The sequence below is a fragment of the Paraburkholderia xenovorans genome, assembly GCF_046030735.1.
Taxonomy (GTDB): Bacteria; Pseudomonadota; Gammaproteobacteria; order Burkholderiales; family Burkholderiaceae; genus Paraburkholderia; species Paraburkholderia xenovorans_A.
In genome coordinates, this window is sequence record NZ_JAQQBV010000025.1 from 96887 (window position 1) to 121023 (window position 24137).

Genomic DNA, 24137 nt, shown 5'->3' on the forward strand with positions numbered 1-24137 from the left:
CCGTTTACCGTCATTCTTCCTGCGCCGCCGAGAGCAGGCCGTCGCCGTCCACATCGAAGCTGAAACCTCGCCAGATCACGCGCGACGACCAGAAGCTCGCGACGAAAATCATAAACGACACGACATCCCAGAGCGGCAGCAGCCACAGATCGCGATAAGGCTGCCGCAACGCGCGATCGGACAACAGTTTCAGCGCAAGGCGCGCGCTCATGGCGACCAGCGCAAGCGCCCACGACCACAGCGCGCCACCCGAGAATACTGCAGCCAGCAGCGCGAACGCGAGCGGATGAATCAAGGCCGAGCCGAGATGGCCGAGCGGGTCGATACGGCGGATCGTGCGGCTCCAGCGCAGTTCGTGCGCGATCAGTTGCGCGGCGCTCGCCTCGACACACGCATGCGCGATCGTGAATGGCGGGATGACCACTTTTTCGCCGATCATCCGCACCGCTTCGCCGATCGCATGATCTTCCGCCAGATGCCTGACGAACGGCGTGAAGCCGCCGATTTTTTCGAGCGTGTCGCGCCGCATCGCAATGGTCTGTCCGAAACAGGGACGCGCGAGACCGAGCGCCAGCCCGGTGACGACGCCGGGCAGGAACTGATAATTGGTGGCCTTCGCCGACAGGCGCGGCCAGAAGCCCGGATCGGGTTGTCCGCGATACACGCAGGTGACGAGACCCACGCCCGGCTTCTGCAATTCGCCGATCACATTGCGCAGATAATCCGGCGCGACGCTCACGTCGCTATCGGCGAACACCAGCAGGTCGTGCCGCGCTTGCGGCAGCATGTTCATAATGTTGCTGATCTTGCGGTTCGGGCCATAAAGCCGCGCATCGGCAACCACGCTGATGTCCGCTTCAGGATGCAGGCGCCGCAGGTCGTCGACGGTTTGCAGCGCCGGATCGTTCGAGTCGTGCACGCCGAACAGGAATTGCACCGCGCCCGGATAATCCTGCCGGCAAAAGCTCGACAGGTTCGCGAGCAACGCCCACTCGTCGCCATGCAGCGGTTTGACGATCGTGACCGGCGGAAAACTGCTCGGCTCGGACACCGCCCGAGCGAAGAAGCGCCCGATCAGCATAGCGGCCAGAATCGTATAGCCGACGCCCAACACCGTGCCCGCCGCGCACGCATAGGCGAGCGTGACGGCGGCCAGATGCATGGCGCTCATGCCTCGTGCGCGCGCAGGAACCGGAAGAATTCGACGCCTTCACGCAAGCGCCGCTTCATCATGTCCCAGCTCGTCAACATCTCGCGCAGGATTTCCCAGATTTTCGACGGCCGGAAATAGAAACGCTTATAGAAGTTCTCGAGCTGGTGATAGATCTCGTCGCGCGACAGATGCGGATAGCCGATAGCGGCGAGCTGCACTCCCGACTTGCTGACCAGGTTGATCACCTTGTTCTCTTCGAGCCAGCCGTTTTCCACCGCCTGGTTGTAGAGCGTCGTGCCCGGATAGGGCGCGGCGAGCGATACCTGGATCGTGTGCGGGTTGATCTCCTTCGCGTACTCGATGGTTTTCTGGATGGTCTCCTGCGTCTCGCCCGGCAGACCGAGGATGAAGGTGCCGTGAATCTTGATGCCGAGCTTGCGGCAATCCTCGCTGAAACGGCGAGCGATGTCGGTGCGCAACCCTTTCTTGATGTTCAGCAGGATCTGGTCGTCGCCCGATTCGTAGCCGACCAGCAGAAGGCGCAAGCCGTTCTCCTTCATGATCTTCAGCGTTGCATACGGCACGTTCGCCTTGGCATTGCACGACCACGTCACGCCCAGCTTCCCGAGCCCGCGGGCGATCTCTTCGACGCGCGGTTTGAAATCGGTGAAGGTGTCGTCGTCGAACATGATCTCTTTCACTTCCGGCATGTTGTCGCGAATCCACTTCACTTCTTCTAGCACGTTCGCAACAGAACGCGTGCGGTAGCGATGGCCGCCCACCGTTTGCGGCCACAGGCAGAACGTGCATTTCGAGCGGCACCCGCGGCCCGTGTAGATCGACACATACGGATGCTTCAGATAGCCGATGAAATAGTTGTCGATCGTCAGATCGCGCTTGTACACCGGCGCGACGAACGGCAACTCGTCCATGTTTTCGAGGATCGGGCGCGCTTCGTTGTGTTCGATCGAACCGTCCGCGGCGCGATAGCTCAGCCCCTTAATGCCGGCGAAGGGTTGACCCGCGGCAACTTCCTGGCAGGTAAAGTCGAATTCTTCGCGGCAGACGAAATCGATCGCTTCGCTAGCGATCAGCGAATTGTGCGGATCGACCGCCACCTTCGCGCCGACCATGCCGATCAGCACCGACGGCTTGCGCTTTTTCAGGTCTTCGGCGAATAACGCGTCGGTCGGAAAAGACGGTGTGCTGGTGTGAATCACCACCAGATCGTAGTGCGCGGCGATCTCGAGCGAAGCTTCGACGGATAAGCCGTCGGCGGGGGCATCGAGTACGCGGCTATCGGGCACGAGCGCCGCCGGTTGCGCGAGCCAGGTCGGATACCAGAACGAGCGGACTTCACGCTTGGCCTGATAGCGCGAACCCGCGCCGCCGTCGAAACCGTCGTACGACGGCGCCTGCAAGAACAGGGTTTTCATGGATGCTCCAGCAAGCCTGTGATTGACGCGATGAGCCCCGGATTCCCGGTTGGGAACAGTCGGAACTATTTGCTCGCGGGCAAGCGAGCAATCGCGCAAATACTACGGAGCAAAGCTGAAGGAAACCTTAAGGAAACGCGGCTCACCCATGCGCCTTCCGCAGTCACGGCGGCCTCGATCCCGCGTCGGCTTACACCTCGGACAGCATCCATTCGCGAAAGCGCTTCAAACCCGGCTGCGTCTCGAGACGCTCCGGCGGATAACAAAGGTAATGCCCATGATTGACGTCGATCGGCGCCGTGAGCGGCTCGACGAGCGTGCCGGCCGCGAGATTGTCGCGCACCAGAAACGCGGGGATCAGCGCCAATCCCAGACTCGCCTGAGCCGCCTGAATCAGGACGGAATACTGCTCGAAACGCGGACCTGCGAGTACCTGCATGTCGCGCACCTCGTAGAACTCGGCCCACTGACTCCAAACCTGTTCGGCCTGGCTATGCAGAAGGCGCGGCACGCGCGCGGCATCTTGCGGTCGGCTCAATCCATAACGCTGCTGACACTCAGGCGTGCAAACCAACAAGAAAGTACGCCCGTCGATGTAATCGCATTGCACCCCTTCCCAACTGCCGTCGCCATAACGAATCGCCGCGTCGAGATCCGGCGGAAACAGATCGCCGTGCGCGAGATGCCGGCTGAAGCTGATCGTCAGTCCCGGCGTACTCGACAAGAATTCCGGCAGGCGCGGAATCAGCCATTTGGTCGTGAAGGTCGGCACGCTCGCGATCGTCAGCACGTCGCTTTGTCCGGCGGCGCTCATCAGTTCAAGCGACGCGTTGCCGAGATCGCGCAACGGGTTGACCACGCGCGCGAGATACAGGCTGCCCGCCCGGGTCAGCACGAGATTGCGGCCGTCCCGAATGAATAACTGCACGCCGAATGCATCTTCAAGACTGGCAATCTGCCGGCTGACCGCACTCGGCGTCAAACCCAGTTCCCGCGCGGCCCGGGAAAAGTTCAGATGTTTGGCCGAGCTCGTAAAGGCGAGCAATTCGGCGATGTTCGGGTAGAGGTGTTTCATCGGTTTTAGCGTCGAAGTGTTCCGGATACGCACAGCGCAATGCGTGTTTTGTACGTTTTTTTCATGACGACGCCATGTCGTATCCGCACACTTGCAAGCCAGTCGAATGCTTTCACCCCATCGAATCAAGGGGTGGCAGCTTTCAGTCCGCCTCAACAAGGAACGCTTGCATGCCAACGCCTGCCGCACCGGTCGTTCAGCCTCATGTGCCCGCTCGTCACAGCAGCACGCGCTTTACGTTTGTCAGACGCTTCGCGCTTCAATGCGTGACGGTGCTCTTTTCGGTCTACATGCTGCTGCCGATCGCCCTTCTGCTGATCGGCGCGTTCGGCGAGACGTGGACCAACACCGTGCTGCCGACCGGCATCACCGCGCACTGGTTCGTGGATCTGGCCGTCAACACGAGCTTCCGGCGCGCTTTCGGCGTGAGCCTGATGGTCGCACTCGCGTGCTGCTGCGCGAGTGCCGTGATCGGCCTGCCGCTCGCGTACGCATTGCACCATCGCTCGCTCTCCGGGCGCGGGCTGACGGCGCGGCTGATCGCGCTATCGCCGGTGGGCGTGCCCGCGCTGACGCTGGGTTTCGGCTACATCGCCCTATTCAGCACCGACACGTTGCCGTGGCTCGGCTCGTTGCCGCTGCTGATCGCCGCTCACACCGTACTGACGCTGCCCTACCTCACACAGACGCTGATCGCGGATCTGCGCCACCTCGATATCGAACGCCTCGAACTGTGCGCCGCGACGCTCGGCGCAACGCCGCTGCGCCAGTTCACGACGGTCGTGCTGCCCAATCTGCGGCAAAGCCTGTTCTCCGGACTCGTGATGGTGGCCGCGCTGTCGATCGGCGAATTCCAGGTGTCGAACCTGATCGCCGGCTTTCGCTACCGGAACTATCCGGTCGTGCTGCTGCAGGCGTTTTACGGCGCAACCGGCCTCGCCTGCGCGGCCACCGTGGTGCTGATCTGCCTCGCGCTGATCGCGACCCTCGTATCGATCAACACCGTTCAACGGATGAAGTAAAACGATGAGTCTCCATTTCGAAAACGTGAGCTTCACTTATCCCGGCGCGCAACACGGCATCGAAGCCGTCACGCTGTCGGTCGCGCCCGGCGAACTGCTCGCCGTGATGGGCCGCAGCGGTTCGGGCAAGTCGACGATCCTGCGGCTGACCGCGGGTCTGCTCGACGGCTATCGTGGCCGGATCGCGATCAATGGGCACGACGTGGCGGGCGTTCCGGTGTGGCGTCGCGAGGTCGGCATGGTGTTCCAGCAATACGCGCTGTTCCCGCACCTGAATGTGCTGGACAACGTCGCGTATGGGCTGCGGATGCGCGGCATCGATGCCGCGCAGCGCCGGGCTCGCGCGCTCGCGATGCTCGAACGGGTCGGGCTCGCGGAACATGCGCAGCGGCGTACGACCGTGCTGTCGGGCGGCCAGCAGCAGCGCGTCGCGCTGGCACGCGCGCTCGCGATCGACCCGAAAGTGCTGCTGCTCGACGAACCGCTTGCCGCGCTCGACGCCGGCATCCGTCAACAGTTACGCGACGAGATCCGCACGCTGCAACGCGCAACCGGCGCCACCACGTTGCTGGTCACGCACGATCAGGACGAAGCGCTGAGTCTTGCCGATCGCGTCGCCATCATCGACGGCGGCCGCGTGCTGCAGGTCGATACGCCGCAGCGTTTGTACGAGCGGCCGGTGTCGGCGCAAGTCGCACGCTTCGTCGGTCATTCGAGCGTATTGCCGGGACGTGTGATCGCGCCCGGCACGGTGGATGTCTCCTTTGCGTTGCTGCGCGCCGATACCGGTGCGCTTCGTGCCGGCGACACGGTCGATCTGTTGATCCGCCCCGAACACGTGGAACCCGACCCGCCGGCGGACGCCGTCAACCGGTTAGCGGGCCAGCGCGCCGAAGTGCGCTATTTCGGCGCGACCTGCCGCTACGACTTCATTCCGGAAGCCGCGTCACAACCGCTTCTGTGCGAAGGGCGCCGGCTTGCCGAACACGCGGTCGCCATCGCCCCCGAACATCTGCGCGTGCTGCCCGCGCAGGCCAGTCGATTTTGTTAATTCACCTTGTTTGACGGAGAACCAGAATGCTTGCAGGGCTTAGTCGTTTGTTGCGCGTCCGTCGTTTCGCCGGAGTCGTGGGTGCAATGTCGGTACTGACGTTCGCGTGCGCGGCGCATGCGGCACCGGACGCGCCGCTTTATCCGGGAGAAGACGCGTTGTACGCGAAAGCCGCGGACGAAGGTCTCGTGGTGTCGTTCGATACCGGCCCCGAATGGGCGAACTGGAAGGCGCTGTTCGCCGAATTCAAAAAGCGCTATCCGAAAGTCGAGATCACCTACAACGACATCGGCTCGGCGGCGACCGTGGTGACGCTCGATAAATCGCGGCATCGTCCGCAGGCCGACACCGCGTACTACTTTGCGGGGTCCGCGCTGGATGCGGTCAGCAAGGACGTCGTGGCGCCGTTCAAGCCGCTCAACTTCGACAAGCTGCCGCCGGTGTTTCGCGAGGCCGATGGCCGCTGGTTTACGGTTCATTCGCTGAACATCGCCCTTCTGGTCAACCGCAAGCTCGTCAAGGACGTGCCGCATGGTTGGGCCGATCTGCTGAAGCCCGAGTACAAGAACTCGGTGGTCTATCTCGATCCGCGTTCTACCGGTCAGGGACAGGTCGCGGTGCTCGCCGCGGCCTATGCGTTCGGCGGCAGCGTCGACAACCCGAAACCCGGCGCCGACTTCTTCGGCAAGCTGCGTGAAGCGGGCAACGTGCTGCGTGTCGAAGGCACCACGCCGTACGCGAAGTTCATCAAGGGTGAAATCCCGATCCTGATCGGCTACGAAAACGACGGCCTGAAGGCGAAATACGCGGATGGAATGGGCGACGCCGTCGAGGTCGTGATTCCGAAGGAAGCCACGGTGTCCGCGCCGTATGCGATGAGTCTCGTGAAGAACGGGCCGAATCCCAACGCTGCGCGCCTCTGGCTGAATCTCGTGATGAGCGACGCCGGTCAGGCCCTGTTCGCGCAAGGCTACGTGCGCCCCGCCGTACCCGGCGTGCAACTGTCGGCGGACATCCGCGCGAAGATGCCCGACGTGCCACAAGTGCACCCGCTCGACGTGGTCAAGGCCGCGGCGAAAAAAGCGGAAATCGACCAGTTGTGGACGCAGGCCGCGCTCGCGAAGTAAGGATCCGCACATGCGTACCTCTTCGATGAACGTAGGGCTCGTGCGCCGCTTCGGCGTCGTTCCCGCGGCACTCCTGCTCGCCCTTTTCCTGGCGTTGCCGCTCGGCGCGTTGCTGGTGTCGGCCGGCGAAGAGCACGGCGCGGCGTTCGTGCGCCTCGCGCACGATCCGCTCGTGGTCAGCGCGCTAGCGCGCTCGCTGCTGCTGGCGTTCGCGGCCGGCACCGTGTCGCTGGCCGTCGGGCTTCCGCTCGCAACAGTGCTCGCCGGACAGCCGCCACAGCGGCGCGGCTGGTTGCTGGCGTTGCTCGGTGTGCCGTTGGCGTTCTCCGGTCTGGTGATTGCGTACGGCTTCATTCTTGCGTTCGGCCGCGCCGGATTCGTCACGAGTGTCTTTGCGCTGCTGGGCGCCGACCCGGCCAGCGTGGGCGCGCTCATCTACACGACCGCGGGTCTGGTTGCCGCATACGCGTACTACCTGATTCCACGCGTCGCGCTGATGCTCTATCCGGCTATTGCGAACCTGGACCGCCGCCCTATCGAGGCCGCGTTGACGCTCGGCGCGTCGCCGCTGCGCGCGGTTTTCGACGTGGCGTTGCGGGAACTGTGGCCTTCGATCGCCGCAGCGTGGTGTCTCGTCACATCGATTGCGCTGGGAACGTACGGCACGGCGCTCGCGCTCGCCGGAACGCAAATCAATATCCTGCCGCTCCTGATGTACCTGAAACTTTCCGATGGACAGACGGATTTTCCGCAGGCAGCCGCGCTTTCGCTCGTGCTGATGGCGGTTTGTACAAGTGTTCTGGCACTGGGGGAATGCCTTGCAAGGCAACGACAATACTGAATGGTCCGACGCCACCCATGTGGCGCTCGGAAAACTGGCTCTTCGTCAGGCAGGCCCGACCCGGCACGCGATGCCGGTCGGATTGATCGGCCCACGGGAAGCCACGGCGGAACAGCTGGAAGCGGCAAGGAATCTCAGTTACGTATTGGCTGGCGCGGGCATGACCATTCTGTGCGGCGGTAAAGGCGGCGTGATGGAAGCCGCCGCGTTCGGCGCGGCGCGCGCGCGCGGCATCGTGATCGGACTGCTGCCCGAAGACGATGCCAACCAGGCGAACCCGTTTCTCACCGTGGCGCTGCCGACGGGCATGGGTATCACGCGTAACGCACTGATCGCGCGCGCCTCCCTGTGTCTGATCGCGATAGGCGGCGGCCTCGGCACGCTGTCCGAAATGGCGCTCGGCCTGCAGTGGAACAAGCCTGTCTTCGCGCTGCTCGGCGCGCCGCACGTTACCGGCGCCGAGGTGTTCGAAGACGTCGATGCGCTTGCCGCCAGCGTGGCTGACTGGCTGGTGTCGGCAGAGCAACCGCACGCTGCCGTCGAATAAACCGTAGTGCAGGCGCAAGTCGTAGACATGTCCATCTGAACTCCATCACGGAGTTCAGATTTAACCGGTTCAAAGATTCTCTTCCTTATAAATAGGTATCCTTATTATGATGAAAAAGACCACACTCGCCTGTCTTGCACTCGGCAGCCTGTCGATCGCAGCGCATGCGCAAAGCAGCGTGACGTTATACGGGATCGTCGATGCCGGGGTAGGCTACACGAGCGCTCAACGTGTCGCGCTGACCAAGGGTGCGCCGGGCAAACCGGTCGTCTATGGCAACGCGTCGAACTATGGATTCCAGAGCGGCACCTGGTACGGCGACCGTTGGGGCTTCAAAGGCACGGAAGACCTGGGCGGCGGTCTGGCCGCGGTGTTCCAGTTGGAAAACGGTTTTAATATCGGCACCGGACAGTTGGGCCAGGGCGGTCGCGAGTTCGGCCGTCAGGCATGGATGGGTCTGTCGAGTTCGAAATTCGGCAAGCTGACGCTCGGCCGGCAGTACGATCCGATCGTCGATTTCGTCGGCACGATCAGCGCGGGGACCTTCCTGAGCGGCATGGGCGCCCACCCAGGCGACCTCGACAATATCGACAACCAGTCGCGCGAGAGCAACTCGATCAAGTATACGAGCCCGTTATTCTCCGGGTTCCAGTTCGGCGCGCTATACGGTTTTGGCGGTCAGGGCGGGAGTGTCAACAATCAGAGCACGTGGAGTCTGGGCGGTCAGTACAAGTATGGTTCATTCGCAATCGGCGCAGCCTACCTGAAAGCGAACAACGCGTATGGGCCCAATAGCGGCGCGTGGAGCAGCGCTTACGACGGCACCTTCAGTTCATCGATCAACGAAGGCTTCGCGTCGGCAAACAACCAGCAGATCATTGCGGCCGCAAGCACTTATCAGATCGGCAATGTGACGCTCGGTGTTTCGTATAGCAACACGCAATACACGGCCGGCAGTTTCTCGCTCTTCTCCGGCAAGGAAACGTTCAATTCCGCCGGCGCCACGCTCGCCTGGCAGGCCACGCCGGAGTTGCGCGTTGCGGGCGGTTACGACTATACGCAGGGTAGCTCGATCTACGGACAAGCGGCGCCGAAGTACAACCAGTTCAATCTCGCGGCGTATTACTTCCTGTCCAAGCGCACTGCCCTTTACGGCGTGGCCGGATATCAGAAGGCAAGCGGCAAGACGCTCGACGCATTCGGCAATAGCGTGAACGCGACCGCGTCAGTGGGCGACGTGGGGAACGGGATTTCGTCGGCGAGCAATGCTCAGACGCTCGTTCGCCTCGGCATTCGGCAAACGTTCTAAGTTATCGGCAACGTAGTGGTGAACGTGTGATCGCAGGCCGTCAGCGCAATGCCGACGGCCTGCAAAAAGTGAAAGTCTCAATTCATCCATCCGCAATTATCGTCAAAAGAATAAAAAAGTTTTCACGATAATGTCGATCACCGGACTTCGGCGAAGACTCCGAAATCTTCTCGCGCATCCGGCCGACTTGCATTCCACTCCTGTCGCCGACACTTTCAGGGAGCCGGCGCACGCGGCGAATTTAATATTCGAAATGCGGAAAAGCAAATCGATTCCCCGCTCATATTAGTCAAATAAGGTATCGGTTAGCCGCCGTAGAGGCCACATCTAGCATGCGACGAATTCATTAAATCAACTAACCGCCGCATAAATCCTGGATGAATAACGTGTCTTCAAGATTTCGACTGACTTGCCTCGTGGCCATCAGCAGCCTTGCTTCCACCGCTCACGCACAGAGTTCCGTCACACTGTACGGACTGATCGACGCGGGTCTCATGTACACCAACAGCGTGAAGCGAGGCGCGTCGAGCGGTCCGCTTTTTCAGGCGACTAGCGGGAACATCAACGGCAGTCAATTCGGCGTACGGGGTCGCGAAGAGCTCGGCGGCGGTTTGAACGCAGTCTTTGCACTCGAGAACGGCTTTAATGTGTTGAGCGGCAAACTCGGCCAGGACAATCGGCTATTTGGCCGGCTCGCGTTTGTCGGCATCGGGAGCAGCCAGTTCGGGACCACCTCCATTGGCCGGCAATATGATGAAGGCGTCGACGATGTCGCTCCTTTGTCCGCGGAAGCACCGTTCTTCGGCAAAATGGGCTTTGCCCATCCGTTCGACAACGACAATCTCGACGACTCGCTGCGGATCGGCAACTCGATCAAATACACGAGCCCCAACCTGTCCGGACTTCAATTCGGCGGTCTCTATGCTTTTTCAAACAGCACGGCGTTCTCGGGCAATCGTGCATACAGTCTCGGAACACAATACGCTCGCGGGCCGCTGAAACTTGCACTGAGCTATCTCCAGATCAACGGTTCGAATAGCTCGAATACGGCCGGCGCCGTTGACCCGCTCGAATCCACCGCAAACGGCACAGGTGGATTCCTGCTTTCCAGCGATGTCGAACGCGTGACGGCTACGGGGATCAACTACGCGGTGGGACACGCCAATTTCGGCTTTGTCTATTCCCATAGTCAGTACGAAGGTACGACGATGTTCGGCTCGTCGCATGGCACGGTGACGTTCGACAACTTCGAAGTGAATGCGCTCTATGCGCTGACACCGTCCCTGCAACTCGGCGCCGCCTATGTGTATACCGACGGTAGCGTGACGAAGAGCAGCACGTACGGCAGCGATCCCAAATGGAATCAGATCGAAGCGCAGGCGGTGTACTCGCTGTCGAAACGCACGGACATTTATCTGGAAGCGATGTACCAGCATGTGAGCGGCCGCCAGTTCGTCGCCTTTATCAACACGGCCGGCGGCGCGGCGGCGGGCCCGGAACAGGTCGCCACAACGGTGGGGATACGGACCCGCTTCTAGACGATATGGCGATCGGGTCCGTCCGCGATGAACCGGCGGTTGCCGCAGCGCTTCGATCGAAAAGGCGAATTGAAAGCTCACGCCGGAGCGGCCGGCTGCACGCTGTAAGGATGTTGTCGTCCATCCGCAAGCGGAGCGCACCGGTGCGCTCCGGTAGTTGCTCGTCTGGGCTGCTCACATTCACACCGTAGGACCTAATGAAAGACGAACAAGTTGGTTTGAGCGGATAGAACTCGTTATTAAGATTCCGCACAACCAATAAGACGCATGCAACTCGCATGGCAGTCTTCGTTCAGCATTCATAAGGCAATCAATGGGCCATCCTGCGGTTCCAGTACTCGACCACGTCGTCAAAGCGGGCAATCAGCCGGGCGACGCCATCGTTCCGGATTACTGGGACTGTTTCACCGCGGACTACGCGGCAGCACGCAACAGTTTTATCGATGCCGCAACGCATGCCGGCGCGGAATTGACCACGTATGTCCATCCGTCTGCGATCGGACCGGACGGCGGAGCGTTGAGTATCGACGTTGCGCACATCGGCTCGCCTTCCGCGAAATACCAGTTGCTCGCATTGAGCGGCACGCACGGGCTCGAAGGTCCCGCGGGGTCCGCGATTCAGATCGCGTGGCTGAACTCGAGCGCCGCGCGCAATCTGCCCACCGGCGTTAGCGTATTGCTGGTGCACGCGCTGAATCCCTATGGTTTTGCGCACGCCACGCGTACCACGGAGAACAACGTCGACCTGAACCGGAATTTCGTCGCGCACGGCGGCGAATATCCGCGCAACGATCTCTACGACGAGCTTCATGCGCATCTGATTCCAGACGAATGGAACGGCCGCAGTCTCGCGGCCGCGGCAGAGGCGACGCAACGGTTTCGCGAAACACACGGCGAAGATGCGCTGTTCGACACGCTCGCGCGTGGTCAGTACACGCATTCTGAAGGATTGATGTTCGGCGGCGTCGCGCGCGAATGGTCGAACCTCACACTCGAAACGATTGTCGAGCGCCATTTGCAGCATGCGTCGCACGTGGGTCTGATCGACTGGCACACCGGCATCGGCGACTACGCCGAACCCTTCTTCCTGTGTTTCAACGAAGAAGGCGGCGCCGCGCATGCCGAAGCCACCACCTGGTGGGGCGACGAGCGAATCAGCGGCCAACGGCCTCATGGACTCGCGCGGCCGAATTATCAGGGGCTGGTGTTTCGGGGCATCGAACAATTTCTCGGCGATCGAACGCTGATCGGCGCGGTCGTCGAATTCGGCACGCGTGGCCGGGGTACCGCTATCGCAAGCCGTCTCGATCAATGGCTGCGTTTCAAGGCGCCACATGCGCTCGAGTCGGACCGCGCGCGCAATCAGGCGCTGCGGGCCGATGTGATCGATGCGATGGTCCCCACTTCCAGCATCTGGCGCCAGGCTGTGATCAGGCACGGGCTGGAAATCACCGCGCAGGCAATCGAGGGCCTTCACCATCTGCAGGTGCGGGATACCCGGAATGCTTCGTCCGTTTGACCGTAGCGTCCTGGCAGGGTCTCTACTTCACTTCGCCCATCGTCAACCGAATCGACAACCCTAGATGAAAGCCATCGTACTTCGCGAGCACGGCAGCAACGACAAGCTGGTGCTTGAAACCCATTTCCCCGATCCCGTCGCCGCCGCCGGCGAAGTGGTGATCCGCGTCAAGGCGTCGTCGCTCAATTATCACGACGTGTTCACCCGGCGCGGGATGCCGGGCATCAAACTGCCCTTCCCCGTGATCATCGGCCTCGATGTTGCCGGCGAAATAGAAAGCGTCGGCGCGGACGTGACCGACTGGCAACCCGGCGACCGCGTCGTGGTCGATCCGATCGATCGCATCAACGGCGGCCTGGTCGGCGAAACCACGCACGGCGGACTGGCCGAGCGTTGCCGTGTGCCGGTTCACCAACTCGTCAGGATTCCCGATAACGTCAGTTACGACGAAGCCGCCGCACTGCCGGTCGCATACGGCACCGCATTGCGGATGATGTCGAGCGTCGGTCAGATCCAGCCGGGAGAGCGCGTGCTGATCCTCGGTGCGAGCGGCGGCGTCGGCGTGTGCGCGGTGCAACTGGCCAAGCAGGCAGGCGCGGAAGTCATCGCCTGTGCGGGTTCGGCCACCAAAGCGGAACAGTTGCGCGCGCTCGGCGCCGATCACGTGATCCTCTATACCGAACAGGATTTCGTGAAAGCCATTCACGAGCAATTCGGCAAACCGGCGCGGCGGCGCGGCGCGGCGAAACCCGGCGGCGTGGATGTGGTCGTCAACTTCACCGGCGGCGATACATGGGTGCGCTCGCTGAAATGCCTGCGTATCGGCGGCCGGATTCTCACCTGCGGCGCGACCGCGGGTTTCGATCCGAAAGAAGATCTTCGTTATATCTGGACTTTCGAACTGCAAGTGCGCGGCTCGAACGGCTGGGAACGCGAAGACCTGCACGCCTTGCTCGATCTGGTGGCGAGGGGTGAGCTGAAAGTGCTGATCGACCGCCGCTGGCCACTCGCGGAAGCGGCCGGCGCCCTCGCGTCGATCGAAGACCGTCAGGTCATCGGCAAGGTATTGGTGACGCCATGAGCGAATCGACACTGTCCGCCGCGCAGATCCAGCAGATCTTCAACGCCTCGCCGTTTATCGCGTCGCTGAATATGACGGTACGCGCGATCGATCACGCGGAGCAGACCCTCACCGTCCACGTTCCGTTCCAGCCGGGCTTCGAACGCGGCGCGCAAACCGGCCAATGGCATGGCGGCCCGCTCGCCGCGATCATCGACACCGTTGGCGATTTCGCTGTCGGCATGCTGTTGGGCCGAGGCTTGCCGACGATCAATTTCCGCGTCGATTATTTGCGTCCCGCAATCGATACCGACATCGTCGCGGTCGCCCGCGTGCGGCGTAACGGCCGAAGCGTCGGCGTCGCGGATGTCGACCTGTTCAACGACAAAGGTGTTCTGCTCGCCGTCGGCCGTGCGAGCTATGCCACCCTCGCCGCCGCGGGCTGAATTCGCGCGCCGGATCGGGACGCAACGCTCACCCAACGCACAGTCAACGCACACTCAGCGCTCGCCTATCCGGTCATCCGCACACCACGCAAGGCCGACGCAATCACATTGGAAAAGGATTCAGTCATGGGCTACATCCGTAACCGCTCGCGCCGTCAATTTCTGGCGCGTACCACCGCAGGCGTCTTCGCGACGGGCTCGGGCTTGATGCTGGGTAGCGGCTACTATCGATCGGCGTTCGCGGCCACCACCGCGGGCAATGCGTCCGCTTCACCGCGGCGCGGCGGCACGTTGATCGCAAGCTGGGGCGGGCTCGAACCGCAAGCGCTTTTTGTTCCCGGCGGCGGCGGCTCCGCGCCGTTTCAAACCTCCACGAAGATTCTCGAACGGCTGCTGAAACTCGATAACAAGCTCGTGTTCCAGCCCGTGCTGGCCGAAGACGTGTCGCCGTCGAAAGACTTCAAGACCTACACCATCAAGCTGCGCCAGGGCGTGAAATGGCATGACGGTACCGACTTTAGCGCGGACGACGTGGTCTACAACGTGCTCGAACACTGGAAGCCGATCACGGCCGGCGTCGCGCTCAAGTCGCTCGCTTCCGCGCGCGCGATCGATCCTCACACGGTTGCACTCGTGTTCAGCGTTCCCGTGCCGGAGTTCTTTCTCAAGTCGCTGCTGGCCGGTCAATATCAACTGGTGTTGCCCAAGCACCTGTACGCAGGCAAGGACATCATCACGAATCCGCTCAACAACACGCCGGTCGGCACCGGTCCGTGGAAGTACGGTAAGTGGGTGCGCGGCAGTTACGTCGAATACCAGCGCAATGCGCAATACTGGTCTGCCGGTCAGCCGTATCTGGATCGCTTGATCGTTCGCTGGTGGTCGGATCCCGCGTCGCGCTCCGCGGCACTGGAAACCGGCGAGCTGGGTGTCGGCTATTCGAATCCGGTGCCCGCGAGAGAGGTCAACCGCCTGCTGAAGACCGGACAGGTGGTGGTCGATACGAGCGGCTATGAAAACTCCGCATGGACGGTCACGGTCGAATTCAATCAGCGCCGCGATATCGTGAAGCGCCGCGACGTGCGTCAGGCGATCCTTCATGCGATCGATCGCAAGTTCATCGTCGACACGATTTACTTCGGACGCGGCAAGCCCGCTATATCGCCGGTTTTCAGCAGCAATACGCTGTTCTATACGCAGGACGTGCCGACCTACGAGTTCGATCCGAAGAAAGCGGCAGCACTACTCGACGCAGCGGGTCTGCCGCTGAAGAACGGCAGCCGCTTCAGCATCAACTTGCTGGCGGCCGCGTGGTTCGAAGAAAACGCGCAGCTAGGTCAATACCTCGCGCAGGCGCTGCGCGATATCGGGATCACGGTGCGCCTCGATTCGGTGGACCGCGCCACCGCGCTCAAGCGGATCTATTCCGACTACAACTACGACATCGCGATCTCCAACTACACGGCAACGCTGGAACTGGTGCCGACCGTCACGCAATTCTTCACGACGGACGGAATCGTGAAAGGCGCCGCATTCCGCAATGCGACCGGCTATTCGAATCCGGCAATGGACACGCTGGTGAACAACCTGAGCGTGGAAACGCGCCCTGACGAGCGCAAGAAACTGGCTCAGCAGTTCGCGCAACTCGCGTCGACCGAAGTGCCGATCGTCCCGCTGGTGGAAATGCAGTCGTTCACGCTCGCGCGCAAGAACGTTCGTCAGTTCACGACCGGCGCCAACGTGCAGGGTGAATCGATGAACGACGTATGGCTCGACGCATGATTTCGCCTCTCGTGTCTGCGTGTTCAGGAGCGCCGTGATGCTTGCACGATTGCTATTGCGCCGTCTGCTGTGGGCCGTGCCTTTGTTGCTGGGTGTCATCGTGATGAACTTCGCGTTGATCCAGTCCGTACCGGGCAGCTTCCTCGACGTGATGACGGCGGAACAACAGGTGAGCGACCCGGTATTGATCGAGCGGCTCCGGGTGACCTACGGAATGGATCAGCCCGCATGGGTGCAGTTGTGGCATTACATCCGCTCCGTGGCTCACTTCGATCTCGGCTTCTCCTACCGGCAGAATCTGCCCGTGAGCGACGTGATCGTCGCGCATCTACCCGCCACGCTGATCCTGATGTTGTCGAGCATCGGCATCGCGGTGCTGTTCGGCGTGCTGGCCGGCGTGATCGCGGCGATCAAGGTCAACACGTGGTGGGACACACTGGTGTCCCTCTTAGCGGTGATCTGCTTCGCCGCGCCGAGCTTCTGGCTCGGGCTGATGCTGATCGTGCTGTTCTCGGTCAAGCTCGGATGGTTTCCGGTTGGTGGGATGAGCAGTATCGGCGGCGACGACAGCGGCTTCGGGCACACGCTGGATATTCTTCACCACCTCGTGCTACCCGCGCTGACGCTCGGCCTGTTTTACTCCGCCACGTATGCGCGCGTGATGCGTGCGTCGATGCTCGAAGTCACGCGGCTGGATCATATTCGCACCGCCTACGCGAAGGGACTGACGCGCACGCGAGTCGTGATCTCCCACATGCTGCGCAATGCGCTGCTGCCGGTCGTGACTCTGCTCGGCGTGCAACTCGGCACGGTACTGGGCGGCAGCATTGTCGTGGAAGCCGTGTTCAGTTGGCCCGGCATCGGCAGCGTTCTGCTCGATAGCGTGCAGAGCCGCAACTATCCGGTGGTGCTCGGCGTGCTGATCGTGAGCGCGGCGACGGTCATCGTGGCCAACCTTGTCGTCGACATTCTTTATGCACGGCTCGATCCACGAATCAGGGAATGACCATGACGCCCACTGACGAACTCGCTATGCAAACGCCCTCGCACGTGCCGCGTGTGGCGAAGCGCGCCGGTTTCCTGCGACGCTTCTCGCGACACCGCGGCGCGGTGATCGGCTCGGCGATTCTCGCGCTGATCGTGCTCGCCGCGCTGCTGGCCGGCGTGCTCTACCCGGAAGACCCGCTTCGTATCGTCGGCCCCGCTGAAACGTGGCCGTTCGAGTCGTGGCGCTATCCGCTCGGCACCGACGCGCTGGGCAGAAACATTGCGTCGTTGATGGTGCATGGCGCGCGCGCTACGCTGCTGATCGGTCTGAGCGCGAGTCTGGCCGCATCGTTGATCGGCATCGCGGTCGGCGCCGTTGCCGCGTGGTTCGGCGGCTGGGTCGATGAAGTCCTGATGCGCGTGACCGAACTGTTTCAGATCGTCCCTAACGTCGTGTTCATTCTGACGATCGTGTCGATTCTCGGGCCACGCCTGCAAAACACGATCGTCGCGGTCGCGCTGGTTTCGTGGCCTGCGGTGGCCCGTCTGACACGCGGCGAGTTCCTGTCGTTCAAGGAACGCGAATTCGTGCTGGCTTGCCGCACCACGGGACTCAGCACGTTTCGTATCGTCACCGGTGAAATTCTGCCGAACGCGTTGCCGCCGGTTCTGGTGGTGTCCTCGCTGGTCGTGGCTGGCGCCATTCTGTACGAATCGGTCGTGTCGTTTCTCGGACTCGGCGACCCGAACGTCGCAAGCTGGGGACGCCTCGTCGGCGAAGGGCGCAGCCTGATTCGCGAGTCCTGGTACATCTGTGCGATTCCGGGCATTGCCATCATGCTCGCGGTCCTCGCGTTGAACCTGATCGGCGACGGCCTCAATGACGCGCTCAATCCGAAGCTGCGCCACACCGACTGACCGCGCCACGCTATCAACCCGTCAACCCTGCCCCTGTGCGATGACTCATTCCTGGAAAAACCTTGGCGATCTGATCGACCGGAACCGCTCGCTGGCAAGCGACGCGCTGATCGATCTGCGCGTGCCCGAGCATCCGGTTCACTACACTCACGCCGCTGTCGATCGACTCGCGAACGGCGTTGCCCGCTTGCTGCTGGAGCGCGGGCTGAAGGCGGGCGACCATGTCGCGATCGCTTCGCTGAACCGCGCGGAATTCGTGATCGCCTATTTCGGCATCATGCGCGCGGGGCTGGTCGCTGTGCCGATCAACATCAAGCAGTCGAAAGACGTGATCGACTACGTACTCGACGACGCGTCGGTCGTGCTGGCGTTCGTCGATCACGCGAACCGGGCCGCGATCGAAACACGGGTACAGGTGGTCGATTTCGATGACGCCGGACCCGACGGCTTCGCCGCGCAAGTACGCGAAGCGGATGTCGATACCTTTGCAGCCGGGCCCGACGATCTCGCGCAGATGCTCTATACGTCCGGTTCGACCGGCCGGCCGAAGGGCGTGCCGCTCAGCCATGCAGGCCAGTTGTGGGCGCTGGCGGTCACCGCAGCGCCTAACGCACCCGCCGCGGCACAGGAGCGTTATCTGCTCGCGCAACCGCTCTTTCATATGAACGGGCTCTTCATGGTCAAGCGGGCCTTCACGACGAACAGCCTGCTAGTCGTATTGCCCGCGTTCGACGTCGGCCGCTATGTCGATGCATTGGAGCGTTACCGGATCAGCGTGGTGACCGCCGTGCCGACCATGTTCGCGCGCATCGTCAAAGATTCCGAGTACTACGAAGGGCGCGATTTCAGTCACTTGAAACGCGTGATGCTCGGCTCGGCGCCGATGACGCACAGCTTGCTCGAGCGGATTCAGCGCGTCTTTCCGCAGGCCGCCATCTCGCACGGATACGGCACGACCGAGGCGGGTCCGGCGGTGTTCGGCCCGCATCCGGACGGTCTGCCGACGCCGCCGCTTGCTCTCGGCTATCCGCTCGCGCTCGATCAGGTCAGGCTGCGAGCCCGTCAACCGGATGACGTCAGCCCCGACCCCGATCATGGCGTGCTGGCAATGCGCAACCCCGCTGTGATGCGCGGTTATCACCACTTGCCCGAGAAGAACGCACAGGTTCTGAACGACGGCTGGTACGACAGCGGCGACGTGATGCGGCGCGATGAGCACGGTTTCTATTACTTCGTCGGCCGCGCGGACGATATGTTTGTCTGCTCGGGCGAGAACATTTACCCGGTCGAAGTCGAAAAGCTTCTGGAATCGCATCCCGCGGTTCGGCAAGCGTGCGTGCTTCCGCTGCCTGATGAAGAACGCAGTGCTGTACCCGTTGCGTTTGTCGTATTGCAGCGAGACAGCACGTTGACTGTCGACGCGTTGAAGCAGCACGCGATTGCGCACGGGCCGGCGTACCAGCATCCGCGCCGTATCGAGTTCGTCGCTGAACTGCCGTGGGCCGGCACCAATAAGATCGATCGCAACGGGTTGTTGCGGCGGGCTCTCGAACTCGAAGCTCAACAGAGCTGGAATGCCGGTACCGACACGCGTCAATCAGGAGGACTGCCATCATGAGCGTTTCACCCATTCACGCAGCGGCGGGCGAACCTGCCCACACGCGGACCGATCTGCAAGGCAAGGTCGCACTCGTCACCGGCGCGAGCCGCGGCATCGGTCGCGCGATTGCACAGACCCTCGCACGACGAGGCGCAACGCTCGCCGTGCACTACAACGCCGCGGCGGAGCAGGCGAATTCGCTGGTGACGGAGATCGTAGCCGCGGGTGGCCGCGCGTTTGCGGTCGCGGCCGATCTGTCGCGCGCCGACGGCGTGAACCTGCTGACCGGGCGTTTGCGCGAGCAACTCCAGACGCAATTCGGCCACGACAGTCTCGACATTCTCGTGAACAACGCCGGGGTCGGTTTGCGCGCAAAGATCGAAGATGTGCGCGAAGCCGACTTCGATCGCGTATTGCAGGTCAATTTCAAAGCGCCCTTCTTTCTGATCCAGAACCTGCTGCCGCATCTACGCGACGGCGGCAGAATCATCAACATCTCGTCGATGGGCACGCGCTCCGCGTATCCGGAAATGAGCGCCTATGCGCCGGCAAAAGCCGCGCTGGAAGCACTCACCTATCTGCTCGCGAGCCAGCTCGGCGAGCGCGGCATCACGGTCAATGCGGTCTTGCCGGGTGCGACCGCAACGGAATTGAACGTGCGCGCCCGCGACCCGGAACTGATCCCCGCGCTGATCGCTACCGTTGCGCTGCGCCGAGTCGGGCAACCGGACGACATCGCCGATATCGTCGCTTTCCTCGCCAGTGACGAAGGCCGCTGGATCACCGGCCAGCGTATCGATGCAAGCGGTGGGCAACGACTATGAGCGCACTGCTGACCGTCGAGAACCTCAGCATCGAGTTGCCGGCCGGCGCGGACCGTCCCTATGCGTTGAAGCAGGTTTCGTTCGAACTGCATCGCGGCGAGATTCTTTGCGTGGTCGGAGAAAGCGGTTCGGGGAAATCGATGAGCGCCAGTGCGATTCTCGGGTTGTTGCCGGAACGCGTGCGCGCGTCGTCGGGCAAAATCCTGTGGACGGAGACTGGCGGCAACGGCAAAGAACCGGTGGACCTGCTATGCATGCCGTCACGCGACTTGCGAAAATGGCGCGGTCCGAAAATCGGCCTGATCTTTCAGGAGCCGATGACCGCGTTAAACCCACTGCGTACGATCGGCGACCAGATCGCCGAAATCTTCAGAACGCATACGCGGCTTTCACGCCGGGCTATTCGCGCGAAGACCCACGACGCGCTCGACAAGGTCAACATCCCTGCCCCGGCCGAGGCTGCGCGGCGTTACCCTCATCAGCTCTCCGGCGGCCAGCGGCAACGCGCGATGATCGCGATGGCGATGGCGCTCGAACCCGAGTTGCTGATCGCCGACGAACCCACGACGGCGCTCGATGTCACGACGCAGGCGCAGATTCTTGAACTGATACACGATCTGCAACGCCGTACCGGCACGTCGGTGCTTTTCATCACGCACGATTTCGGCGTGGTAGCCGAAATCGCCGACCGCGTCGCGGTGATGCGCGACGGACAGATCGTCGAAATGGGGCCGGCCGACGCCGTGTTGAATGCGCCGACCCACTCCTACACGCGCGGCCTGATCGCAGCCGTACCGTCGCTGACACCGGCGACACGAACGATCGATACCACCGGCGCAGGCGCGCACACCACCGCGGCGCTGTCGATCGTCGGACTCTCGAAAACCTACCGCCGGCGGCACTGGCCGGGCACCGTCCCGCACGTGACCCACGCTCTGCGCGATGTGTCTCTCGATCTGCTCAAGGGCACGACGCTCGGTATCGTCGGCGAAAGCGGCTCGGGCAAATCCACGCTTGCGCGCACCATCATGCGGCTGATTGAACAGGATAGCGGACGGATCGATTTCGACGGCGTGAATATCGCCGAGCTCTCGGGCGCGGCCGACCGTGTGCACCGCAAGAAAATCCAGATGGTGTTTCAGGACCCGTTCGGGTCGCTCAATCCACGGCGGCGCGTGGGCGATATCGTGTCGCAAGGCCCGATTGCGTATGGCGCGTCGCCAGCGCAGGCTATCGAGAAGGCGCGGCAGCTCTTTGCGCTCGTGGGTCTCGCGCCGGACTCGATCCATCGCTATCCTCACGAGTTCTCCGGCGGCCAGCGACAGCGAATCGGCCTCGCGCGGGCACTCGCGCTCGACCCACAGGTTCTCGTCGCAGACGAACCTGTGTCGGCGCTCGACGTGTCGGTTCAGGCCCAGGTTCTGGCGTTGCTCGCGCGACTGAAAAGCGAGCTGGGACTGTCCATTATCTTCATCACGCACGATCTGCGCGTGGCGGCACAGTTGTGCGATCGCATCGCGGTGATGAAGGATGGCGAAGTCGTCGAATACGGGATGCCGGACGAGATATTCAACACGCCGCGGCACCGCTATACGCAGGCACTGATCGGGTCGGTGCCGGGCAAGCACTGGCGCGCTGCCATTACCGCTTAAAGCCCTGCGGGACCATGAGCGTGGGCGTGAGCGTGCTGGACGATCGTCACCAGCAGAAAGAGCAATACGAACGGATACTGCATTCGCATCCATTCTCTCGATCTGATGAACGACACGAGGATCCCCACCATGATCAGCAGAAGAATCGAGGCCCCGAACAATTGCGTGCGGGGCGCAAACAGAAGAACGGCCCCCGCGAATTCGACGATTGCGACCGACACTCTGAGCCAGTCCGGGTAACCCCATCGTTTGAACTCGGCACGGATCATCTGCGGGCCGATCAGGTTGACGATGGCCGCCGCGAGGAAAGCACAGCCAACGATCACATTGATGTATTCCATGGTTCGATAAGCGCGCTTACTGAGCCGACAGAACCGTGGACACCAACCCGGAATTGCGCCGCCGGTAGAGTGCGAGTCCGTAGACACTGAGCGCGGCCAGTGCGATCGGAATGGACACCACGGCGAACATGAACTTCGGCGCCCATTGCGCGGCGAGCATCACGCCGCCGATCATCGAACCGACGATCGAGCCCACTCGTCCCATTCCCAACGTCCACGCCACGCCGGTGGCACGTGTCGCTGTCGGATAGAAGCCGGTCGACAGGATACTCGTGCCGGTCATCGCGCCGCCTGTGCCCACACCGGTCAGGAAGAGCGCAACCAGCGCGAGTGCCGGAACGCCGGTGAGATGACCGAACGACGCAAGACAGATTGCGGCGCAGAGAAACGCGCCGGCAACCACGTACTGCGGGTTCAACCGGTCCATCAGATAACCGAGGAAGAGCGCGCCGAGGCCGTTGCCGGCCAGATACAGCGCTGTCATACGCGATGCCCGGTCGAACGGCATGCCGCTTTCCTGAATCAGGATCGTCAGCCAGTTACCGAGAAAATAGACCGCCAGTAAGGCCATGAAGCCGGTTACCCAGAGGAGCAACGTGCCGCCGCGAACGCCCGGACGCAGCAGATGGCTCACGGGGAATCCCTGCGCCGGTTCTTCGTCGAGCGTAAAAGTCGTGCCGCCCAGTGGAGTTTTCGGCTCGATGCGCTGAATGATCGCGCGCGCCTTGGATTGGCGGCCGCGTGTGAGCAGATAAGACGCCGATTCCGGCAGCCAGATGAATAGAAAGACCGACAACAACAACGGTAATACACCGCCGAGTAACAGCATCGACTGCCACCCGTAGTGGCCGATCATATGCGCGGCGACCAGGCCGCCCAGCACGCCGCCTGCCGAAATGCCGCATCCGAGCGGCGCGATCAGCGTCGAGCGCATGCGCTCAGGACTGTATTCGGCGGCCAGCGTGTAGACGTTCGGCATCGCTCCCCCGAGGCCGAGTCCCGTGACGAAACGCAGCGCGATCAGCCATCCGATCGATGACGCCTGCGACGAAAGAATACTGAACAGACCGAACAGCAGGACCGCGCAGATCAGCGTGGTCTTACGCCCAAATCGGTCCGCAGCAGGCCCGAAAAGAAACGACCCGATCGCGAGGCCAAAGAATCCCGCCCCGAAAACAGGCGCGAACTGCACCGGGCTCACGCCCAGATGTGATTTGAGAACGGGCGCGATAAAGCCGACAACGACCGTGTCATAGCCATCCAGGACCAGAATCAGGAAACAGAGAACAAGCGTCCTGATCTGGAATACGGACATCTTCCGTTCGTTGATGAACGCTTTCACCGAGATGGGTTGTGCTGCCGGCATTCTATTGCTCCTATTTGCCATTAAAACGAGTGCGTCATGCGGACCCCGAACCCCGTCAGGGTCATGCCGGTCACCGAACCCGGCCATGAATTGATCGAGCCGTTGTGTCCGGTTCCAGCCCGATTGATCAAGCGGCCGATCGCGTACAGGGTAGGACGCTGCAATTCATATCCCATGCTTCGGGCGGCAGATCACTGCTGCGAGTCCCTATGTTATCCCTAATTTCGTGCAAACGATTGCATTCAAAAATCATGGTTTACCAGCACTCCGAGCTTGGAACCTCCGTTATAAATCGCCAAAATTCCCGTTGCAGCGATTCAAACTGGTCCCGCGCGTCCCATTTTGGGGCCTTTTGACAATCGAATTCTTTGCATTTATGATGCAATCGTTTGCACGATTGGTGTCGATTAGTGGCACGACAAAATCGGCGCATCGGCAGCTAAGGCCGCGAACAATCTCGCGCCATATCGCCGGCGGCATGGGGACGCGTGACTATCGCGGTGTCCCGGATACCATGAGGTCGTTCTCGCGGCCCAGATGCAA

General features: G+C 62.0%; 21 protein-coding genes. 16 read left to right on the forward strand and 5 right to left on the reverse strand.

The window, feature by feature from the left end; translation table 11 throughout:
- Nucleotides 1–10: 10 nt before the first annotated feature.
- The 3 genes from hpnI to PQQ51_RS23460 all read right to left on the reverse strand — a co-directional run bounded on the left by hpnI (nt 11) and on the right by PQQ51_RS23460 (nt 3664).
- Nucleotides 11–1171 carry a bacteriohopanetetrol glucosamine biosynthesis glycosyltransferase HpnI gene (gene hpnI / locus PQQ51_RS23450; RefSeq protein WP_408499244.1) on the reverse strand — a complete coding sequence of 387 codons (1161 nt, stop codon included), beginning with the start codon at nt 1169–1171 and terminating at the stop codon, nt 11–13.
- Nucleotides 1168–2589, reverse strand: a complete 1422-nt coding sequence (gene hpnJ / locus PQQ51_RS23455) for a hopanoid biosynthesis associated radical SAM protein HpnJ (RefSeq protein ID WP_408499246.1) — start codon at nt 2587–2589, stop codon at nt 1168–1170. The genes hpnI and hpnJ overlap by 4 nt, the downstream gene beginning before the upstream one ends.
- 190 nt (nt 2590–2779) lie before the next feature.
- Nucleotides 2780–3664 (reverse strand): LysR substrate-binding domain-containing protein, encoded by an 885-nt coding sequence (locus PQQ51_RS23460; RefSeq protein WP_408499247.1) that lies wholly within the window; start codon nt 3662–3664, stop codon nt 2780–2782.
- 290 nt (nt 3665–3954) lie between these two features.
- On the opposite strand from PQQ51_RS23460, the gene PQQ51_RS23465 reads away from it, so the two are divergent.
- The 16 genes from PQQ51_RS23465 (at nt 3955) to PQQ51_RS23540 (ending at nt 21887) form a co-directional block, all read left to right on the forward strand.
- Nucleotides 3955–4686: an ABC transporter permease gene (locus PQQ51_RS23465; protein ID WP_408499263.1), complete on the forward strand. Its 732-nt coding sequence runs from the start codon at nt 3955–3957 to the stop codon at nt 4684–4686.
- A 4-nt stretch (nt 4687–4690) separates the two neighbouring features.
- On the forward strand, nt 4691–5737 hold the full coding sequence (locus tag PQQ51_RS23470) for an ABC transporter ATP-binding protein (protein WP_408499248.1): 1047 nt from the start codon (nt 4691–4693) through the stop codon (nt 5735–5737).
- Nucleotides 5738–5823: 86 nt separating this feature from the next.
- Nucleotides 5824–6864, forward strand: a complete 1041-nt coding sequence (locus tag PQQ51_RS23475) for an extracellular solute-binding protein (RefSeq protein WP_408499249.1) — start codon at nt 5824–5826, stop codon at nt 6862–6864.
- A 10-nt stretch (nt 6865–6874) separates the two neighbouring features.
- Nucleotides 6875–7705: an ABC transporter permease gene (locus PQQ51_RS23480; protein WP_408499250.1), complete on the forward strand. Its 831-nt coding sequence runs from the start codon at nt 6875–6877 to the stop codon at nt 7703–7705.
- Nucleotides 7706–7775: 70 nt separating this feature from the next.
- Nucleotides 7776–8252, forward strand: a complete 477-nt coding sequence (locus PQQ51_RS23485; RefSeq protein ID WP_408499265.1) for a TIGR00725 family protein — start codon at nt 7776–7778, stop codon at nt 8250–8252.
- Nucleotides 8253–8361: 109 nt separating this feature from the next.
- Nucleotides 8362–9561, forward strand: a complete 1200-nt coding sequence (locus tag PQQ51_RS23490; RefSeq protein WP_408499251.1) for a porin — start codon at nt 8362–8364, stop codon at nt 9559–9561.
- A 377-nt stretch (nt 9562–9938) separates the two neighbouring features.
- The gene (locus PQQ51_RS23495; RefSeq protein WP_408499252.1) at nt 9939–11099 is read left to right on the forward strand and encodes a porin; all 1161 of its coding nucleotides are present in this window, start codon (nt 9939–9941) and stop codon (nt 11097–11099) included.
- Between the two features lie 313 nt (nt 11100–11412).
- Complete coding sequence (locus tag PQQ51_RS23500; RefSeq protein ID WP_408499253.1) at nt 11413–12618, forward strand: M14 family metallopeptidase; 1206 nt, start codon at nt 11413–11415, stop codon at nt 12616–12618.
- Between the two features lie 64 nt (nt 12619–12682).
- Nucleotides 12683–13699: a quinone oxidoreductase family protein gene (locus PQQ51_RS23505; RefSeq protein WP_408499254.1), complete on the forward strand. Its 1017-nt coding sequence runs from the start codon at nt 12683–12685 to the stop codon at nt 13697–13699.
- The gene (locus tag PQQ51_RS23510; protein WP_408499255.1) at nt 13696–14124 is read left to right on the forward strand and encodes a PaaI family thioesterase; all 429 of its coding nucleotides are present in this window, start codon (nt 13696–13698) and stop codon (nt 14122–14124) included. The genes PQQ51_RS23505 and PQQ51_RS23510 overlap by 4 nt, the downstream gene beginning before the upstream one ends.
- Before the next feature lie 126 nt (nt 14125–14250).
- Complete coding sequence (locus PQQ51_RS23515; protein WP_408499256.1) at nt 14251–15906, forward strand: ABC transporter substrate-binding protein; 1656 nt, start codon at nt 14251–14253, stop codon at nt 15904–15906.
- Between the two features lie 37 nt (nt 15907–15943).
- Complete coding sequence (locus PQQ51_RS23520) at nt 15944–16912, forward strand: ABC transporter permease (protein WP_408499257.1); 969 nt, start codon at nt 15944–15946, stop codon at nt 16910–16912.
- A 26-nt stretch (nt 16913–16938) separates the two neighbouring features.
- On the forward strand, nt 16939–17811 hold the full coding sequence (locus PQQ51_RS23525; RefSeq protein ID WP_408499266.1) for an ABC transporter permease: 873 nt from the start codon (nt 16939–16941) through the stop codon (nt 17809–17811).
- 40 nt (nt 17812–17851) lie between these two features.
- A complete protein-coding gene (locus PQQ51_RS23530) occupies nt 17852–19429 on the forward strand; it encodes a class I adenylate-forming enzyme family protein (RefSeq protein WP_408499258.1) in 1578 nt (525 codons plus the stop codon).
- On the forward strand, nt 19426–20235 hold the full coding sequence (locus PQQ51_RS23535; protein WP_408499259.1) for a glucose 1-dehydrogenase: 810 nt from the start codon (nt 19426–19428) through the stop codon (nt 20233–20235). The genes PQQ51_RS23530 and PQQ51_RS23535 overlap by 4 nt, the downstream gene beginning before the upstream one ends.
- Nucleotides 20232–21887: an ABC transporter ATP-binding protein gene (locus PQQ51_RS23540; protein WP_408499260.1), complete on the forward strand. Its 1656-nt coding sequence runs from the start codon at nt 20232–20234 to the stop codon at nt 21885–21887. The genes PQQ51_RS23535 and PQQ51_RS23540 overlap by 4 nt, the downstream gene beginning before the upstream one ends.
- Here PQQ51_RS23540 and PQQ51_RS23545 read toward each other — a convergent pair.
- Both PQQ51_RS23545 and PQQ51_RS23550 read right to left on the reverse strand, forming a co-directional pair.
- Nucleotides 21884–22228, reverse strand: a complete 345-nt coding sequence (locus PQQ51_RS23545; protein WP_408499261.1) for a DoxX family protein — start codon at nt 22226–22228, stop codon at nt 21884–21886. The two genes, PQQ51_RS23540 and PQQ51_RS23545, sit on opposite strands and share 4 nt — an antisense overlap.
- 16 nt (nt 22229–22244) lie before the next feature.
- Nucleotides 22245–23594, reverse strand: a complete 1350-nt coding sequence (locus PQQ51_RS23550) for an MFS transporter (RefSeq protein WP_408499262.1) — start codon at nt 23592–23594, stop codon at nt 22245–22247.
- Nucleotides 23595–24137: the final 543 nt, after the last annotated feature.